We start from the raw sequence: 19,037 nt of genomic DNA, 5'->3' as shown, positions 1-19,037 counted from the left end.
ATTTCTAATTAGAGACTTATACATTATCAAATTAGGTCAATTATTGATCAATCAATGTTTCATCAAATATGCATTTATTGTTGAAATTTACAGCTAAAGCATTGAACCCAATATAATTTCGATTTTATTTTCAAAAGTTTAATTTAACCACTTCAGAATTTTATCTAAATTTCATCTTTATATATCTACAGGCACGTGATTAGATAATTGCACAAACATCCTATTTTTATACTAAAATTTGCATGTTTTTATCACAAACTCCCATTTTATGATCAGTCTTCGCACTTCAGACATTATTGCACTTGGTTTTATGACCTTTGCTTTATTTATTGGGGCTGGCAATATTATTTTCCCACCGATTGTTGCTCAACAAGCGGGTGAACATGTATGGTTAGCAGCAGCTGGATTTTTGATTACGGCTGTAGGCTTACCTGTTATTACCATTATGGCGCTTTCCCGTATGGAAGGTTCGATTGCCATGATCAGTTCGCCACTTGGAAGAGTCGCTAGCTTACTCCTCACTATTGTATGCTATCTGTCGGTTGGACCATTATTTGCTACTCCTCGTACTGCAACCGTTTCTTATGAAATCGGTTTCTCCTCTTATTTTGGTACATCCAGTCATAGCTTACTGATTTACAGTATTGTTTATTTTGCATTTGTAACGCTAGTTTCGCTTTATCCAAATAAACTTTTGGATACTGTAGGGCGTTTTCTTGCTCCTTTAAAAATTGCGGCACTTGCTGTTTTAGGTGTTGCTGCATTTCTGATTCCATCAGGCTATATCCCACCTGCGATTAACAATTACGTTGCTCATCCTGTTTCTGAAGGTTTTGTTAATGGTTACTTAACCATGGATACTTTAGGTGCATTGGTGTTTGGTATCGTGATTATTCAGGCGATTTATTCGCGTGGTGTACGTGAGCCGAGGTTGGTAACACGTTATGCGATCATTGCCAGTATTATTTCAGGAATTGGTTTGACACTGGTATATATCAGCTTGTTCAAACTTGGGCTAGGTAGTCATGAAGTTGCACCAAATGCAAGCAATGGCGCTGTAATCTTACACGCTTATGTACAACATGCTTTCGGTGATCTTGGTTCTTTCTTCTTAACGATCCTGATCTTTATTGCCTGTATGGTGACTGCCATTGGCCTAACTTGTGCGTGTGCTGAATATTTTGCACAGTTAACCAATTTGCCGTATAAACTATATGTCTTTGTTCTGGTTGGATTTTCTTTAATCATTTCGAATTTAGGATTAACCAAACTGATCGCAATTTCAGTTCCAGTTTTAACAGCGATTTACCCGCCCGCTATCGTCGTCATTATGCTGAGTTTTTTCTGGAAATACTGGAATGTACCTGCTCGCGTCGTTGCACCTGTTACAGCCATTGCTTTCTTATTTGGTATTCTTGAGGGCTTAAAAGTTGCTGGTTTTGAAGCACATCTTCCAAGTTTCGTTCAAGATTTGCCATTAAATGCACAAAATTTAGCTTGGCTCATTCCGTCTATTGTTGTACTCGTCATTTCTATTGTGATCGACAAAATCAAAAAACCGAACGTTTGATTATTTTGTTGTTAATTAAAGTCTAGTTTTATCCAAACCTGATTTTAAGCCCAATAAAAATGCCACTGTTTTTACCCAAAACAGGCATTTTTGTTTCAACAACCCTCATCTACAACATGGTCTGTTGTATCAATTCAGTCGTACTGGTTTTATCAAAATAAAAACAATTATCAGCCATCTTCTCCAAACTAATACATTGCAAATAATCATCGCACACATCGCGTATTTTTAATTATTTTTAAGAAATGCATTTTAGGCTAAAAATCAACCTTTGTCGTTTCACATTCAAAAAAGCTGGCATACTTCATGCTTTATTTAGCTTAAGTCGTATGTCTTTTCCTCTTGAATATACATAGGATGTAAAGAGCTTCCAATTAATTTGGCAATATATATAAATATTTTTGATAGTAATACCTATATTTATTACAAAAATATAAATAACTATCATATATTTTATATATACGCTAAATATTTTGGGAAATAGTGTTATCACCTATTGAAATACCGCTAAATTCGAAGTACAACTGTAATATTAATTCCGACTAAAACAATTATGTTTAGTCAAACTAAAGAAGGAGGGATGGAGATGTTATCATTACATTTCAATAAGCAAGTCTTCATTAACGCTCTGAAGACCTCAGACACAGTCATTTATGGAATAACTACTGTTGCCCTGATGTTGACGCTTGCATTTCAAGGAATGATAAAAGGCAATTTAAAACCCGAATACTTTATGTATGCATTGGTGGTTTCTGTTGCTTTTTCAGTCTGGGCTTTTGTCGATCACAAATTCCGCCAGCTTAGCCTAGAACGTGCCAAAGCAAAAATGGAAAAAATGGATGAGTAATCATCCATTTTTTATGCCCTTTCCTTCTTCATCCCTTAAATAAATTGAACGATACAACCGAGTAATAAAATAAAGGTTGCACCCACTTCAATCACGATTAAAGCCAGCATTGCCAAAGTCATCATCCATGTAGCTAAACTATACTGTCCAAGTTTATGCGGTCTTTGAAATTGGTTGGTGGTATCTTTTAAAAAGCCATGCAAGATATAAGATCCAATTGAAAAACTAAAAAAGATCAAATTCAGGATCACACAGATTACATTCAGCATGTCTGACCATACAGAAAAATAAGCCAAGACCGCCAAAATTAGACTTGCAGGTGCATATAAAAGACTGCTTCGATGTGCAATATCAACATAATAATGTGCACGTGATTGTTGTGAATGACGAATTTGATAGTATTTCCAAACCCCTGTAAGCATTCCCACCCAAAGAAAAATACCACTAAAAATAATCCCTATTTTTACCGCAAAAGCTAAAAAAATCATGAGATTCCATCTCTATGTTTATTTTTGGAAGCCCGTTATATCATATTTTTTTGACTTTTAAGTCATAAAATTATCAAGTCTCTTTTTGGAACTCGTTTAAAGTAAAAGCAAGATTATTACTTAATGACATATCATGGAAAATTTTGAGAAATTATGGATAAGCTGTGCAGATGGTTATCAACTTGCGGCTCAGTTTTATAGCATTTCCAAAAATACCCAAACCGCTAAGACTTATCCTATTTTAATTTGTCCTGCGACTGGCATTACCAAATCGTTTTATCATGCATTTGCAAGCTGGTTAAGTGAGCAAGGTTATGATGTGATGGTGTTTGACTTTCGTGGAATTGGAGAGTCCTTACATGGCAGTTTACATCATTCCTCCGCCAGTATTGTTGACTGGGGAACGCTGGACATTCCCGCTGCAATAACCACATTACTCAATAAATCAGGTGCAGAGAAAGTCATTTTGCTCGGTCATAGCGCAGGAGGTCAACTTTTAGGTATTAATCCACTATATGCAAAAGTACATCAAGTGATCGCGGTGGCTGGATCGACAGGTTATATAAAAGGGTTAAAAGGTAAGACCAAGATTTTAGCACCTGTGATGTTCAATTTTGTCTTCCCTATTTCAAGTCTGATCCAAGGATATGGTGCAACTCAGTTTATTGGTATGGGAGAAAACTTACCTAAATTAGTCGCCAAACAATGGCGTGAATTTTGTAGTCAAGCAGGCTATGTCAAAAATGCGATAGGAAAAACCGTACATCATGACTTTCATCATCAAATTGCATGTCCAGTGACTTCAATTTGGGCAACCGATGATGAGATTGCAACAGAAATTAATGTGAAAGATCTATTAAGTTTATATCCAAATGCCAAGACTGAGATGATTAAGCTAGAACCAAAACAACTTGGTTTTCAAACTATTGGGCATATGTTGATGTTTAAAAAATCTCATCAAAGTTTATGGCCAATCATTCAGGAACAAATCAAAAACTAAGCTTATTTTGTGTGGGTTATCTCTTTCGATAAAGCATAACCCATACCGTTCCCCTTTCCCCGTTCCAATTACGATCTTGACTCACACTCTTTTCTAAAATGAACCTAGAAGCTGACTTACAAGACTCAGCTTGAGTTGGATTATTATTTTAGCTTCGATTTTTTATTCTTTTTATCAATTAGCCCGATGCTGTTTTTTTTGCTATCTTGATTAAGTTACAAATTCAATCCAAACTAAATCACAATGAATGAAATCCCATTCAAGACAGCTAAAAAGCACGGTGGTAAGCGTGAAAATGCTGGTCGAAAAGCCCAATATCAGGAAAAAACAGTGGTTATGCGAGTGCCTGAATCCAAAGTCAATGCTGTCAAAGCATGGCTAAAACCTCGTCATCCAGATGATATTGAACCCATTTACAATCTACAAAAACTGGTAGCAAAAAGCTCGGTTCAGATTCCTTTTCCACTTGAATCGGTTGCTGCTGGATTTCCATCACCCGCGCAGGATGATATTGAAAAGACTTTAGATCTAAATCAATACCTGATTAAAAATCCTTTATTTACTTTTATATTAAAAGTAAATTCACTGTCTATGCGTGATGCGGGTATTGATATTGGCGATCAAATTATTATCGACAGAAGTATAGAGGCAGAACACGGAGATATTGTTCTGGCATTGGTCAATAACGACTTTACAGTGAAACGTTATATGCGCCATGGCAATAATCCTCATGATTTTTGGTTAAAAGCCGAAAATCCTGACTTTCCAGATATCTATCCTCGTGAAAATGAACAGGTAAAAGTTTGGGGCATCATTACCTGTATCCTTAAAAAGCTAAAATAGTCATGATGAATTTTCAGCGACAATATTATGCCCTGATTGACATTAATAACTGTTATGTCAGTTGCGAGCGATTATTTCAACCTAAATTCAGTACCCAGCCTGTTGTGGTATTGTCCAATAACGACGGCTGTGTCGTTTCAAGAAGCAATGAAGCAAAAGCACTTGGGATAAAAATGGCTGTGCCGTGGCATCAAATTAAAGATCTTCCCCAGTATCAAGGCGTACAGGTATTTTCTAGCAACTACACCTTATATGCAGAAATGTCACGACGCTTTTTCTTAACGATTCAAGAATTCTTCCATGCAGAGGATACAGAAGCCTACTCCATCGATGAGTGTTTCATTCATCTGACTGCTTATGTTGATTTATTTGATATCAAGGATTACTGCCAACAGCTTGTTAAAAAACTTGAACAATGTTTAGGATTACCCTGCTCAATAGGCATCGGTCACAGTAAGACACAAGCAAAACTCGCCAATCATTTTGCCAAGAAAATTTCCAGTTTCAAAGGCGTTTGCTATTTAGAACAATTAGACCCATTGATTTTGGAAGATTTAATGATCAACACCCCTGCCAAAGAAGTCTGGGGGATTGGTCATCAAATCAGCAAACGTTTACAAGCCTACAATATTTATAGTTGTTATGACTTAACTTTTGCCAATGAACACTATCTTGCTAAAGAGTTTTCAGTGATTATTGCGCGTACAATCCGTGAGCTAAAAGGCCAATCCTGTATCTCACTTGACGATCCAAAAATTCCAAGTAAACGTATTCTGGCATCCCGAAGTTTTTCAAAAGCTCTAAACGATTTAAATCAAATTAAACAGGCTTTGATTTTTCATTTAAATCGTGCACATCGGCGACTCATGTCACAACAACAGCTATGTCATTGTATTCAAGTTTTTTTGTATGAAAAAATCGAAGCCAAGCCCTATAAAAAAGCACATGTACATGCTGTCGGTCTGGAATATTCGACAGATGATCTATTAATTTTAACAAAGTTTTCTTTACAGCAACTTGATGTTTTATTTGATAAAAATAAAAAATATATCAAAATTGGTATAATGTTCTGTGGCTTATATCCTCGCCAGCAACATATTGATGACCTTTGGCAACCTCTTGAACAAATTCATGAGCGTCAAAACCTGATGTTGACTCTAAGTTCGATCAAAAACCGATTTGGCAATGAAAGTTTGCAAGTGGGTTATCATTCCTGCCAGTCCCAATGGAAAATGAAGCAACTTTATTGCTCACCTCATTATCTAACCCGATGGAATGAATTACTTTGTATTGATGATTCACACATGGCAGTTACACAAAATAAATGAACTGTTTTCGTCAATTCGGTTTAAAATAGTATGCGATGAAAAAACGATAAAATTTGTCATTTTTTAACATTGCCAATTTTCAGCAAAGTTTGCAATATAGGCGCTGAGTTTTGGCAAATGCTTTCTGCTTCAATTAAAACAAATTATAAAAAATATGTAGAAATATATGCCATAATGAGCAAACTTTGCAGACATCTTGCAAAGCTTATTTGCATTTTATGAATTGGAGCAAGCAGAATGAGTTCAACCATTTTGGTGATTCATGGACCGAATTTGAATCTGTTAGGAAAACGCGAACCAGAAGTTTATGGTGATCTTACTCTTCAAGATATCAATCAACAGTTGATTAGCCAAGCCCAAAACTCCAGTATTCAATTAGAAACATTCCAAAGCAACTGGGAAGGTGCGATTGTAGATCGCATTCATCAAGCTCAGACCGAAGGCGTTAAATTTATTGTCATTAACCCTGCTGCGCTTACTCATACTTCAGTTGCGCTTCGCGATGCCTTACTTGGCGTTGCCATACCTTTTATCGAAGTGCATTTATCGAATGTACATGCGCGCGAAGCTTTTCGCCATCATTCTTATTTATCTGATAAAGCCGTTGGCGTGATTTGTGGTTTGGGTGCAAAAGGATATTCCTATGCGCTCAACACAGCCATCGAAAAACTACAATCTTCCCATTAATTCACCATGATTTAGGAATACTCACCTATGGATATTCGCAAAATTAAGAAACTCATCGACTTGATGATTGAATCTGACTTACAAGCGATTGAGGTTAAAGAAGGTGACCAATCTATCTCTCTTACTCGCCCAACACCTGTATATACCACTGCGCCAGTAGCCGCTCCCGTTGCTGCGCCTTCTTCAGCACCTGCTGCTAAAACACCCCGTGGTGCTGTCGAAACATCACCAATGGTTGGCGTATTTTATGCAGCACCAAGTCCAGGTGAAGCGCCGTTTGTGAAAGTTGGTCAAACTGTTTCTGCGGGTGAAACGTTGGGTATTATTGAAGCGATGAAAATCATGAACCCAATTGAGGCAACTCAAAGCGGTGTTGTTGAAGAGATTCTAGTGAAAAACGGTGACGTGATTCAGTTCGGTCAACCATTATTCCGCTACCGCGCGTAATCCACGGGGGCATGTATGTTGCAAAAAGTATTAATTGCAAACCGTGGTGAAATCGCATTACGAATTACCCGTGCTTGTAAAACATTAGGCATTAAAACTGTTGGTATTTATTCTGATGCCGACAAAGATTTAATGCATCTACGTTTCGTCGATGAAGCTGTATGTATTGGCCCGGGTGCAAGTAGTGATAGCTATTTAAATATTCCTGCAATTATTACAGCAGCAGAAATTACAGGTGCAGATGCCATCCATCCCGGTTATGGCTTTCTCTCAGAAAATGCGGAATTTGCCGAAATTGTAGAAACCTCAGGATTCATCTTTATTGGCCCACGCCCTGAACATATCCGCTTAATGGGCAATAAAGTCTCTGCTATTGTTGCTATGAAAAAAGCAGGTGTTCCAACTGTTCCAGGTTGTGACCATGCGGTAACCATTCACAATGCACTGGCTGAGGCCAAAGAAATTGGTTTTCCGTTAATTGTCAAAGCAGCTTCTGGTGGTGGTGGTCGTGGGATGCGCATTGTTGAGCGTGTCGATACTCTACTTGAATCTGTTCAAGCGGCACAACGTGATGCTGAAATGTGGTTTGGTGATGATACCGTCTACATGGAACGTTTTCTGCAAAAACCACGTCACGTAGAAGTACAGGTTTTGGGTGATGGTAATGGTCATGCGATTCATTTATATGATCGTGATTGCTCATTACAACGTCGTCATCAAAAAGTTTTAGAAGAAGCACCAGCACCGAATTTACCAGAGCAAGCACGCGCTGATATTTTAGAAGCGTGTGTCAATGCGTGTAAGCTCATGCAGTATCGCGGCGCAGGCACATTTGAGTTTCTATTTGAAGATGGTGAGTTCTTCTTTATTGAAATGAATACCCGTGTTCAGGTGGAGCATCCTGTCACTGAAATGGTGACTGGCATCGACATCATTGAACAGCAGCTGCGTGTTGCTGCAGGTCTAGGGCTTGAAATTGAACAGTCTGATGTGGAAGTACGCGGTCATGCGATTGAATGCCGTATCAATGCTGAAGATCCAACCACATTCTTACCTTCACCCGGAAAAATTGAGCATTTCTATGCGCCAGGTGGTGCGGGTATTCGTCTGGATTCACACATCTATCCGGGCTATAGCATTCCGCCTTACTACGATTCTATGATTGCTAAATTGATCGCTCACGGTAAAGATCGCGAGACCTCATTGGCTCGTATGCGTCAAGCATTGGATGAGATTATTCTCACTGGGGTGAAAACCAATATTCCTTTGCATAAAGACCTTATTTTACAAGATAAAAAATTCTGTGCTCAGGCTATGGATATTCACTATCTTGAAAAACATTTGCTCAAACAATTAGAAGCAGCACCCACTGAAAAAGTTTAATGTTAAAAAAAACCTCTTATTTCGATAAGAGGTTTTTTTAAATCAACACCAGTACAATTATTATTTCAATAAATTAAGGCAAAACACGTCTTAGGGTTGCAAAGCATTGCTGCCCATTTTCGCCTGCACAAAAATTAATCGTGTTTGGTGATTTCCACTGAACGAAATATTGTGAAACTTCGCCTGATTGGTCTTCTTGCTGACCTGAACAATCGACTTCGTTATTGTCATATTTGATCTGCATAATGAGCGCAGGAAGTTTCTCTTTCATGTCCTGAGATGGCTGATAATCATACACACCGTATGACCACTCTTTGCCACTCTTGACTACAACTTCATTGGCATTACGGAAATTATAATATTCCACACATTTTTTATTGGTCGGAATTTCCATTCCCCATAAACCCATAATTTCTGGACGAGTTTCGATTTGAATGGTGTTGGCATTTAAATCCATCGCCTGAGCTTCTGTTTCCACTTGTTTTTGCTCTGCTTCATCTGCCATAGCAAATGAACAGCAAAGACTTAATAATCCAACAATATAAATATTTTTCATAGATTTATTGATAACTAAACGCATGGACTTAACTTATCATACTTTTTGAAAATTACATTCGATCATAACGATATAAAAACAATATTTTTATATGTAGATCAAGCAACTCAAATCGGAAACCATCACCATACTTGAATAAGTTACGTAATTGATTTAAAACCTAATTCAATAAAATACAAGATACACAAAAGGGACATATGAAACTCAACGAATATATTCATTATGATGGATTAGGACTTGCACAACTGATCGAAAAAAAAGAAGTTCAACCAATAGAATTACTTGAACTCGCGCTACAACGCTCAGATCAGGTCAATCCAAAACTGAATGCTATTATTATTCCAATGCATGAATATGCAAAAAACAGAGCCAAACAGCAACTGACTGGTGCATTTGCTGGTGTTCCATTTTTAGTGAAAGATTTATTTCAGGAATATGCAGGTATTCCTACCTCATACGGTTGTAATGCTTTAAAAAGTCGTCAGTATACCCCCGAGACTAATGCTGAAATTGTAAATCGCTGGGAAAAAGCAGGAATCGTAACTTTTGGTCGTACCAATACACCTGAGTTCGGAATTAAGGGAATTACTGAACCCGATGCTTGGGGAAGTTGTTCAAATCCATGGCATCTAAAGCATAACAGTGGCGGTTCTTCTGGGGGTTCTGCATCCGCAGTGGCAGCAGGAATCGTGCCGATGGCAGGCGCTGGCGATGGTGGAGGCTCTATTCGTATTCCGGCATCTTATTGTGGACTATTTGGTTTAAAACCAAGTCGCGGGCGTACACCATGGGGACCACAAATGAGTGAAGGCATGCATGGTGCTGTAATTCAGCATGTACTGACTAAATCTGTACGCGACAGTGCAGCCATGCTCGATGCGACACATGGCTTTGAAAACAGTTCATTGTTTAAAATTGAGAAACCAGAACGTCCTTTCTTAGAGAACTTAATACGTCCTCCTCAACAGTTGAAAATTGCATTTAATACACAATCACCCATTGGTACAAAAGTATCTAAAGATGCTGTGGCAGCGGTCAAACATACTGCCGAACTATTGGAATCATTGGGGCATATTGTGGTTGAAGATACCCCTAAGATTGATGGCATGTCACTCGCTAAAGATTTTATCACCACATGGTTCAGTCAATTTTCATATATGTTGCATCAAATCAAACAAATGTCAGGTGCGACCGATGATGAATTTGAGCTTGATTCACTTGCTCTTGCTGCCTTTGGTGCAAAAACCACAGCACATGAGTATATCCATAATCTAAATAACTGGGGTATTTATGTTACCCAAATGAATCAATTTTTTGATCAATATGATTTATATTTAACTCCTGCTACCGCTTCAGTCGCACCTAAAAATGGTGAGCTCGCCACACCCAAATGGCAACAACCTGTGATCAAAGCGTTACTTAAAATAGGTCAGGCACACTATTTGGCAAAAGGCAAACTGGTCGAACAGATCATCCGTGAAAACCTGAAGTGGGTTCCCTTTACCCAGTTGGCTAATATTACAGGATTACCCGCGATGTCAGTTCCCCTATATTGGAACAAAGACCATCTTCCACTAGGTTCGCAGTTTATTGCCCCTTTTGCTCGTGAAGATCTTCTTTTCCAACTTGCAGCACAATTAGAACAAGCGCAGCCTTGGTCAAAAGAATATCAAAGTATTGTGGTTTAATTACGCATCGAAATAGGTTGCTCAAACTGACTGGGCAACCATTTAACCCATAATAATCCGAATAGAACTATTCCAGATGCAGTTATAAAAATAATAGAACCGCCATAAATTTTCCAATAATGCCCTGCCAAGATACTTCCAAAAGCAACTCCCAAGCCCCACATCGTGCTATATAAAGCCTGACCACGTCCTTGTTGCCCTGCGGAAAAATTTTGGAAAATCATTCGCATGGCGATTAGATGAAATAATCCAAAACTAAACGCGTGAATCGTCTGTGCAGCAAATTGAGCAATAAAACTGTTTAAAAATAGTCCTGCGACCATCCAACGAATACTCGTCATTATCAGACATAAACTGACCAATTTTTTTAACGAATAACGCGATAAAAACAAATGGGCGTAAGCAAACATGATAATTTCAGCAATGACACCAACCGCCCATAAGAAACCTATTTCTGTCGTTGTAAAATCGGCTTCTTTTAAATAGTTACTATAAAAACTATAAAATGGTGCATGTGAAAATAATAAAATAAATTCAATAGCAAAAAACGCAAAGACATATGGCCGTTTTAAAATAGGAAGTAAGGGTTCAAGCGTTGTTTGAGAGCGCGGCGCTGAGTCTGGCTCCTGAATCGTAAATGACCAAATAAATGCTAAAAAAGCAACGCTCAATAGCAGAACTGGCAGCATGGCAATTGGAATGATTTCTAATAATGCACCAATACTAAACACACCGACGATAAATCCAACAGAACCCCATTTACGAATTTTGCCATATAGTTTGCTGCGTTGCTCCCCAAGCCAAAATAAGGTCACACCTTCGAACTGAGCTAAAATTGCATTCTGAAAAAAACTAAAAATCAACATTAATAAGGCTATTGACTGAAAAGTATTGGGAATCATAAAAATTGCGAACCAAATACAAGACTCCATCCATGTTGCAATGCGCACTAATCGCATTCTTTTGCCAGATTTATCTGCAATCCATCCCCAGATAATGGGTGCAAAAAAGCGAGTAATAATTGCAATTGAAGATAAAATACCAATTTCTTGATAATTAAATCCTTGATCCTCCAGATATAAACTCCAATACGGCATGAATGTTCCCACGATCGCATAGTAGCAAAAGTAGAAACCACCGAGTTTGGTCGTGATTGGAAGGCGTAGCACTGATTTATATCCCTTTGGAACTTTATGACATCAAGAAAAAAACCGCCGAAGCGGTTTTCTTATAACTTACTTGATCTTAGCTTTGGACTTTAAGTACTGCGTATAATCATCCAACTCTTGTTGACCACGGAACTGCTGATAAAGCTTACTTAACTCACTCAACTGCTCTGGTGTCAATGCATTTGCAGTGGTTGAATTGACATTTGAAACACCAACCACTACTAACTCATCTGGAAGCTTCGCTGTCGTAACAGACCAAAACCCATCTTTAGGTGTTGCAACGCTAAATGCCGCACGTTCAATTTCACGTTTTAAACCTTGTGAACGTGTAAACGTACCTGCATCTTCAAAATGAATAGCACTTACTGCAACAACTTGTGCTGCTGGTTGTGTTTTAAATGCATCTAAAGACTTCGCAATTTTAGCTTTAGCAGCCTGATATGCTTTATCTTCAATCAACTTCGCTTTTACATCAGCAGTTGCTTGTGCAAGTGGTTTAATACCAGCAGCGTGATAATCGCGAACTTTTACCCAAACTGTATCGCCATTGGCAAGCTGAATATTGCTCGAAGCATTGCGATCACCATTTTTAACATCATCGTTAAAAATACGTGTCTTAACGTTTGAATCACTTAATACAGGATGGCCAGTAGCCAAAGTTACCCCTTTCACAGATTCAACATGCGTTGCTTTGACTTCCTGAGTGATTGCGGTCAGATCATCACTACTCACCACCATTTCATTTAGACGATTCACTGCATCTGAATATGCATTTGCTGCTTTAGATTTCTGAACTTCAGCAGTTAAACGTGCCTTTTCAGATTCAAATGAAGCAATTGTCGCAGCAGCAGTATTTGCTTCGATAATATGATAGCCATATTGTGTTTTGACTGGCTTAGAAATTTGGCCATTACCTAATGAATTCACAGCTTGATCAAATTCAGCCGAAAAGACACCTGGTTGATATGCTGCAAGCAAACCACCTTCATTTTTAGAACTGGTATCATCTGAATATTGTTGAGCAGCATCAGCAAAAGATAAAGTACCTGCACTAATTTTTGCATAAACATCGTTGGCAAGCTTTTGAGCTTCTGCATCCGAACGCGCATCAGTAGTAATCAAAATATGCTTAACATCACGCTTTGCATCTTTTTGCTGTTTTTCCACAAAAGCTTTATAAGCTTGCTGCAATTCTGCATCTGTTACTGGGGTATTGGTTACCACTTGCACAGGAGACAAAACCACATAATCAACATCTACGCTAGCAACTTGCTTAAAGCTGTTTTGGTGTTTGTTATAATAGTCAGATATTTCCTGATTACTCACGGTAATATCTTTTTTATAATCATCTAATTTAATGCTCGCCAAATGTAAGGTGCGCTGTTCAGTTTGTAAAGTCGCAATCTGATTGATGTCAGCCTTACTAACCAATGCAGTCCCATTAATACTCGAAGTCAGCATTTTAAGCGCATGGTCTTGACGTAGGCTGGTAATGAGCGCCTGACTGGTCATTCCAACTGAACGTAAATAATTTTCATATAAAGTCTGAGAAAACTTTCCATTTTCTTGAAAGCTTGGTTGTTGCGCCAACATTTTCTCTATTTGACCATCACTGAGAGAAATTCCCAGTTTTTCAGCTTGCTGTAAAAGAACTGTACGAGCAACTAGCGTATCTAAAGCAGTTTGCTCGATAAATGGTTGGTTCAGTAAAGTTTCATCACCATGAACCATCGATAAATATTGATCTTTATAAGTTTTTGTTAAGTTCTCAACGTCTTTTTTAGGAATATCCTGACCGTTTACACTTTTTGCAACATCTGCCTTATTATGACTACCAAAATACCCTTCAATACCTACAAGCGCTAAAGGCGTCAAAAACAAGACTAGAAGCACTTTGCCAAGCCAACCCTTAATGATTGTACGAAACGATTCCATAAGTATTCCACTATTCTATTTCGGAGAGATTTTAACTGAAAAAGCTTGCTGAATGAATGCGTAATCTCTTGCTTTTGCACTTTTTAATAAAAAACGCGCCCAAAAGGCGCGTTAATTTAACTCGTGCAATTAAGCAACAGAATCTTTAAGACCTTTACCTGCTTTAAAGCTAGGTACTTTAGTCGCTTTGATCTGTAACTCTTCACCAGTTTTAGGATTACGTCCTGTACGAGCTGCACGGTCTTTAACACTGAAAGTGCCAAAACCTACTAAAGTAACAGTATCACCCGCTTTAAGTGCATCTGTTACTGAGGCGATAGTCGCATCTAATGCTTTACCAGCATCAGTCTTAGACAATCCCCCTTTTTCTGCAATCGCATCAATTAATTCTGATTTATTCATGAAGATAACGTCCTCTTATTTCGTTTATTTAAAATCTAAGGCTGTAAGTTTAAAAGGCCATGACGCCTTTATAGCAATGCTTTAGGGCAAAAGGCAATACTGAATCAGGCGTTTTATCAAAAATAAACGTGAATTTCTGCTATAAAAACGCCTAAATGCTATTTTTTTTATTTTTCACTCAATTTTGACTTTAAGTTTTCATTTTCCTCAATCAACATATCGATCTTAGTATGCAGTTGTAATAATAGCTGCTCAATGTGCTGTAAATCCTTTGCCGTCACCAAACCAATTCGGTTCAATGAATGGTGAATACTCTGATCAATGATCCGCTCAACTTTATCTTTAGTATCAGTCACCGACTCTTTTGCTTTTTCTGCTACTTTGTTAACAGTCGTATCTGCGGCATCTATTGTTTTTGATTCAAGCTCTTCACCGACTTTGACTAATGAGTCAAATAATTTATTCCCTTCTTCTTCTGCACGTGAAAAAGCCCCAAGACCTGCTAACCAAATTTGCTTTGTATATTTTCTAAAATCAAGCGCAGATTTACGGGAAGCTCTGGTTTTTCCTCTTGTTTTCTCAGATTCAAGTTCAGTAACCTGATCTATGCTTTCCTTTTCCATTATTTCGTTACTCCTGATCACTTTACCGTCATATGGCTACATTTAACCATAAAATGTATTCATAATAGCAAACCAAAGACTTGATCCTTTTGCTAAAGTGTTCTACAAAGCAAGGCAATTACTTTATTTTTTATTTATTTTTACAATTTGAGATCGGATCTCGAACTTTATATAGCGTTTAAGGACCATGTGGGTATGAGCGAGTCGCAACAAAGCAAAGAACAGTCTCACTTGTTGCTTAACATTTTGTTAATTGTACTTGAAACCGTTTTTTCGTTTATTTTGAAAAATGATAGCGTGATACGCCTTCAGTCTAAACCTTTTGTAGATAAAAAAATTTCATTACGAATCAATAGTTATATTCCTTACTTTGATTTTTATGTGCAGTTTACTGATAAAGGCGTGTTATTTGACTTACAAGCGCCCGATCGAGATATCGATCTTGAGATCAGTAGTACCCTATTAGATTTGATTAAAATTTTTATTTTTGGAAATCGTCGCAGTATCAAAACTATGCGGATTGGTGGCGATGCTGAACTCAAAGAACAGTTTAAAGATTTACTTTTATACTTTAGTTTGCCAAAGCTGTTTGCAGATTGGAAACAATGGCTACGCCAACCTCATGAGCCCCATCAGGCGATTGCTTCAAAAAAACGTATCGCTCCGTTACTTGAGAAAATTGATACTCAACGCTCTCAAATTAACAGTCTACATGTGGAGCTTAAACAATATAAAAACCGTATACGTCGTCTTCAACAGCGTCAACGTTCTATCAATATCGGTTTTGGCGTAATTACTGTCGTTTTAGTTGCTTTATTAGTGTATAATTTATGGGCAGGTTAACCAACACATCTTTCCTGCTCAACAAATCATTTTAATAACTATAAAAAAACTTGACTATTTTAGTCGGGATTCTTAAAATTAACCTATCTAGTCTAAACATGTGTACCGAATCATGCGCCTTACAACTCGCGGTCGCTACGCAGTGACTGCTCTTCTTGATCTAGCTTTGCAGCCAACTGAACAAACGATCACACTCGCTGAAATTGCAGCCCGCCAATCCATTTCAGTCGCTTATCTTGAGCAGTTATTTGCCAAACTAAAGCGTCATGGATTAGTTTCTAGTGTTCGTGGTGCGAATGGTGGTTATCATTTAGCTCGCAAAGCCAATGAAATTACCATATTAGAAATTATCGAAGCCGTAAATGAAACTGTAGATGCAACGCGTTGTGACCATAAAGGCAACTGTCAAAATGGTGCAATGTGCTTGACTCACGATTTATGGCAAGAACTCTCCCACCACATTGCCGATTACCTTGCAAAAATCTCACTTGCTGATCTCGTCAATCGCGACAATGTACAAACCGTCGCACTGCGTCAGAACTCAGCAGATTATGATTCTGCCCTACTATCGGCTACAGGTATTTGAAATGAAACGTCCGATTTATCTTGATTATGCTGCAACAACGCCTGTACTTCCAGAAGTTGCAGAACGCATGATGGAATGCCTGACTTTTGATGGTACGTTTGGTAATCCTGCATCACGTTCTCATGCGTATGGATGGCAAGCAGAAGAAAAAGTTGAATATGCACGTGAACAAGTCGCAAATTTAATCAAAGCTGATCCTCGTGAAATCGTATGGACATCAGGCGCGACTGAATCTGATAACTTGGCATTAAAAGGGATTGCTCAGTTTTATGGTTCAAAGGGTAAACATATCATTACCAGTAAAATTGAACATAAAGCGATTTTAGATCCTTGCCGTGAGTTAGAAGAACAAGGTTTCGAGATTACTTATCTTGAGCCAGAACCACGTACAGGTCTCATTACCCCTGAAATGGTAAAAGAAGCACTACGTCCAGATACAATTTTAGTGTCACTGATGATGGTGAATAATGAAATTGGTACTGTGACAGATGTTGCCGCAATTGGTGAGCTTACACGTGCTAATAAAACTTTCTTGCATGTAGATGCGGCCCAAGCTGCTGGTAAGGTTGAAATTGATCTTTCTACCATGAAAATTGACTTGATGAGTTTTTCTGGTCACAAAGCTTACGGTCCTAAAGGTATTGGTGCGCTTTATGTGCGTCGTAGCCCACGTGTTCGTTTAAAAGCACAAATACACGGTGGCGGTCATGAACGTGGTATGCGTTCGGGTACTTTAGCGACTCATCAAATTGTAGGTATGGGTGAAGCATTTGAAATTGCTGGTAAAACCATGCAAGCAGAACAAACTCGTATTCGTCAGTTACGTGACAAACTCTGGAATGGCTTACAGGATCTTGAACAAGTGTTCTTGAATGGTCATCCAACTCAGAACGTTGCAAATTATCTTAATGTCAGCTTTAACTTTGTTGAAGGTGAATCATTGATGATGGCACTTAAAGATGCGGCTGTATCTTCTGGATCAGCATGTACATCTGCAACTCTAGAGCCATCTTATGTCTTACGTGCTTTAGGCCTATCTGATGAACTAGCACACAGCTCAATTCGTTTTAGTTTTGGTAAATACACGACTGAAGCTGATATTGATCACGTGCTTGAAATTACCAAAGCTGCTGTCGAGAAATTACGTGAACTTTCTCCGCTTTGGGATATGTATAAAGAAGGTATCGACCTTTCAACAGTTGAATGGGCTGAACACTAATCCATTGATCTGTCGATTGAAAAACATATTTTTGCCCTCATATTTAATATTAGGCTGACCCCGAGGTTTGGAGAAGCAACATGGCTTATAGTGAAAAGGTTATTGATCATTACGAAAACCCGCGTAATGTTGGTGTTTTAGATAAAAACGCTGAAAATGTAGGTACAGGAATGGTAGGTGCGCCAGCATGTGGTGATGTGATGCGTCTACAAATCCAAGTTAATGATGACGGTGTGATTGAAGAAGCACGTTTCAAGACTTATGGTTGTGGTTCAGCCATTGCATCGAGCTCTTTGGTAACTGAATGGCTTAAGGGCAAAACACTAGATCAAGCGCAAGCAATCAAGAACATTGATATTGCAACTGAGCTTGCTCTACCGCCTGTTAAAGTTCACTGTTCGGTTTTAGCAGAAGATGCAATCAAAGCTGCGATTGACGATTACCGCAACAAAAAGACCAAAGCTTAATTGCTTGCCTTAATTTGACGGAGTTTTCATGATTCATTTAACTGAAAATGCGGCAACTCACATTCGCAATTATTTGTTGAATCGTGGTAAAGGTGAAGGCATTCGCGTTGGTGTGAAAACTTCAGGCTGTTCAGGTCTGGCTTATGTGCTTGAATTTGTCGATGACATGGATACGCATGACCAGATGTTTGAACAGCATGGCGTAAAAGTTTTCGTTGATCCCAAAAGTCTTGTTTATCTTGACGGGATGGAAATGGACTATGTTAAAAATGGTCTAAATGAAGGCTTTGAGTTTAATAACCCCAATAAAAAAGGCGAATGTGGTTGTGGAGAATCCTTCACAGTTTAAAGCCCTTACCCTTTTCACTTCATATTAAAAGCAGTGTTTTTACACTGTTTTTAATATATTTATTTACTACGGAATTCATCTCCCATGAATCATTTTGAGTTGTTTAACTTACCCGTAGCACTCGATATCGATTTAGCCACGTTAAAAACAAATTTCCTGAACTTGCAGCAACAATATCATCCCGATAAAGCGGAAGATAAAGATCAGGCACTCATCAAATCCAGTGAAATCAACCAAGCTTATAAAGTACTTTCACAAGTAGACAGCCGCGCTGCTTACTTATTAGCACTAAAAAAGCAGGATTATCATCTGGATCAATCGATTAGTGATTTTGAGTTTTTACAATCAGCATTGGAAATTCGTGAGCAACTCGAAGAAGCCAGTGATCCTGAACAACTTGAAACCCTAAAAATTGAAGTCAACCAATGGGTGGATGGTCTGATTCGTGAGTTTAAAATCGATTATGCAGATGAAGATTGGGGCGAAGCACGTGATACAGTCCGTAAATTACGTTTCTTTCAGCGTGTTCTCAATGATATCGATAAAGCTGAAGATCAAATGCTCGATGATGATAGCTTCGATTTAGATGATGAATTTTAATTTAGTT

21 protein-coding genes are annotated in these 19,037 nt (G+C 38.3%); 15 read left to right on the top strand and 6 right to left on the bottom strand.

The features are described 5' to 3' along the window. The first annotated feature begins 268 nt into the window (after positions 1 to 268). Together brnQ and I6L31_RS02430 are read left to right on the top strand one after the other, a co-directional pair. A complete protein-coding gene (gene brnQ, locus I6L31_RS02435) occupies positions 269 to 1,570 on the top strand; it encodes a branched-chain amino acid transport system II carrier protein (RefSeq protein WP_004997746.1) in 1,302 nt (433 codons plus the stop codon). A gap of 586 nt (positions 1,571 to 2,156) precedes the next feature. Next, entirely contained in the window at positions 2,157 to 2,417 is a 261-nt protein-coding gene (locus tag I6L31_RS02430; protein ID WP_004988991.1) for a hypothetical protein, read from the top strand. 35 nt (positions 2,418 to 2,452) lie between these two features. On the opposite strand, the gene I6L31_RS02425 is transcribed toward I6L31_RS02430, so the two are convergent. Continuing rightward, positions 2,453 to 2,905 (bottom strand): hypothetical protein, encoded by a 453-nt coding sequence (locus I6L31_RS02425; protein WP_005004272.1) that lies wholly within the window; start codon positions 2,903 to 2,905, stop codon positions 2,453 to 2,455. A 133-nt stretch (positions 2,906 to 3,038) separates the two neighbouring features. On the opposite strand from I6L31_RS02425, the gene I6L31_RS02420 reads away from it, so the two are divergent. The 6 genes from I6L31_RS02420 to accC all read left to right on the top strand — a co-directional run bounded on the left by I6L31_RS02420 (position 3,039) and on the right by accC (position 8,593). Next, on the top strand, positions 3,039 to 3,905 hold the full coding sequence (locus I6L31_RS02420; protein ID WP_005004270.1) for an alpha/beta hydrolase family protein: 867 nt from the start codon (positions 3,039 to 3,041) through the stop codon (positions 3,903 to 3,905). Positions 3,906 to 4,157: 252 nt separating this feature from the next. Continuing rightward, complete coding sequence (locus I6L31_RS02415; protein ID WP_026039982.1) at positions 4,158 to 4,748, top strand: LexA family protein; 591 nt, start codon at positions 4,158 to 4,160, stop codon at positions 4,746 to 4,748. Between the two features lie 2 nt (positions 4,749 to 4,750). Beyond that, positions 4,751 to 6,076 carry a Y-family DNA polymerase gene (locus tag I6L31_RS02410; protein ID WP_004989001.1) on the top strand — a complete coding sequence of 442 codons (1,326 nt, stop codon included), beginning with the start codon at positions 4,751 to 4,753 and terminating at the stop codon, positions 6,074 to 6,076. A 237-nt stretch (positions 6,077 to 6,313) separates the two neighbouring features. After that, the gene (gene aroQ, locus I6L31_RS02405) at positions 6,314 to 6,763 is read left to right on the top strand and encodes a type II 3-dehydroquinate dehydratase (protein WP_004989003.1); all 450 of its coding nucleotides are present in this window, start codon (positions 6,314 to 6,316) and stop codon (positions 6,761 to 6,763) included. A gap of 27 nt (positions 6,764 to 6,790) precedes the next feature. After that, a complete protein-coding gene (accB, locus tag I6L31_RS02400) occupies positions 6,791 to 7,210 on the top strand; it encodes an acetyl-CoA carboxylase biotin carboxyl carrier protein (protein ID WP_004989005.1) in 420 nt (139 codons plus the stop codon). Between the two features lie 15 nt (positions 7,211 to 7,225). Beyond that, a complete protein-coding gene (accC, locus tag I6L31_RS02395) occupies positions 7,226 to 8,593 on the top strand; it encodes an acetyl-CoA carboxylase biotin carboxylase subunit (RefSeq protein WP_004989008.1) in 1,368 nt (455 codons plus the stop codon). 73 nt (positions 8,594 to 8,666) lie between these two features. On the opposite strand, the gene I6L31_RS02390 is transcribed toward accC, so the two are convergent. Then, positions 8,667 to 9,098, bottom strand: a complete 432-nt coding sequence (locus I6L31_RS02390) for a hypothetical protein (RefSeq protein ID WP_370684984.1) — start codon at positions 9,096 to 9,098, stop codon at positions 8,667 to 8,669. A gap of 248 nt (positions 9,099 to 9,346) precedes the next feature. On the opposite strand from I6L31_RS02390, the gene I6L31_RS02385 reads away from it, so the two are divergent. Further along, positions 9,347 to 10,837, top strand: coding sequence for an amidase (locus I6L31_RS02385; protein WP_005004265.1), 1,491 nt, complete (start codon positions 9,347 to 9,349; stop codon positions 10,835 to 10,837). Here I6L31_RS02385 and I6L31_RS02380 read toward each other — a convergent pair. The 4 genes from I6L31_RS02380 to I6L31_RS02365 all read right to left on the bottom strand — a co-directional run bounded on the left by I6L31_RS02380 (position 10,834) and on the right by I6L31_RS02365 (position 14,966). After that, positions 10,834 to 12,006, bottom strand: coding sequence for an MFS transporter (locus I6L31_RS02380; protein WP_080632319.1), 1,173 nt, complete (start codon positions 12,004 to 12,006; stop codon positions 10,834 to 10,836). The genes I6L31_RS02385 and I6L31_RS02380 overlap by 4 nt on opposite strands. Before the next feature lie 66 nt (positions 12,007 to 12,072). Next, a complete protein-coding gene (locus tag I6L31_RS02375) occupies positions 12,073 to 13,941 on the bottom strand; it encodes a SurA N-terminal domain-containing protein (RefSeq protein ID WP_005004262.1) in 1,869 nt (622 codons plus the stop codon). Positions 13,942 to 14,070: 129 nt separating this feature from the next. Continuing rightward, the gene (locus tag I6L31_RS02370) at positions 14,071 to 14,343 is read right to left on the bottom strand and encodes an HU family DNA-binding protein (RefSeq protein WP_004989063.1); all 273 of its coding nucleotides are present in this window, start codon (positions 14,341 to 14,343) and stop codon (positions 14,071 to 14,073) included. 167 nt (positions 14,344 to 14,510) lie between these two features. Then, a complete protein-coding gene (locus I6L31_RS02365; protein ID WP_005004260.1) occupies positions 14,511 to 14,966 on the bottom strand; it encodes a phasin family protein in 456 nt (151 codons plus the stop codon). Positions 14,967 to 15,161: 195 nt separating this feature from the next. Between I6L31_RS02365 and I6L31_RS02360 the strand changes: the two genes are divergently transcribed. The 6 genes from I6L31_RS02360 to hscB all read left to right on the top strand — a co-directional run bounded on the left by I6L31_RS02360 (position 15,162) and on the right by hscB (position 19,030). Then, a complete protein-coding gene (locus I6L31_RS02360) occupies positions 15,162 to 15,809 on the top strand; it encodes a hypothetical protein (RefSeq protein WP_004997720.1) in 648 nt (215 codons plus the stop codon). 112 nt (positions 15,810 to 15,921) lie between these two features. Then, a complete protein-coding gene (locus I6L31_RS02355) occupies positions 15,922 to 16,395 on the top strand; it encodes an Rrf2 family transcriptional regulator (protein WP_004989069.1) in 474 nt (157 codons plus the stop codon). A gap of 1 nt (position 16,396) precedes the next feature. After that, the gene (locus I6L31_RS02350) at positions 16,397 to 17,614 is read left to right on the top strand and encodes an IscS subfamily cysteine desulfurase (RefSeq protein ID WP_005004257.1); all 1,218 of its coding nucleotides are present in this window, start codon (positions 16,397 to 16,399) and stop codon (positions 17,612 to 17,614) included. Between the two features lie 80 nt (positions 17,615 to 17,694). Then, entirely contained in the window at positions 17,695 to 18,081 is a 387-nt protein-coding gene (gene iscU / locus I6L31_RS02345; protein ID WP_004989072.1) for a Fe-S cluster assembly scaffold IscU, read from the top strand. A 28-nt stretch (positions 18,082 to 18,109) separates the two neighbouring features. Next, positions 18,110 to 18,430, top strand: coding sequence for an iron-sulfur cluster assembly protein IscA (iscA, locus tag I6L31_RS02340; RefSeq protein ID WP_004989073.1), 321 nt, complete (start codon positions 18,110 to 18,112; stop codon positions 18,428 to 18,430). Between the two features lie 84 nt (positions 18,431 to 18,514). Then, positions 18,515 to 19,030 (top strand): Fe-S protein assembly co-chaperone HscB, encoded by a 516-nt coding sequence (hscB, locus tag I6L31_RS02335; protein WP_005004254.1) that lies wholly within the window; start codon positions 18,515 to 18,517, stop codon positions 19,028 to 19,030. Positions 19,031 to 19,037 lie beyond the last annotated feature (7 nt).

Source organism: Acinetobacter septicus (genome assembly GCF_019355975.1).
GTDB lineage: Bacteria > Pseudomonadota > Gammaproteobacteria > Pseudomonadales > Moraxellaceae > Acinetobacter > Acinetobacter ursingii.
Note: the sequence above shows the minus strand (reverse complement) of the source record. Positions and strands in the feature narration are given on the sequence as shown.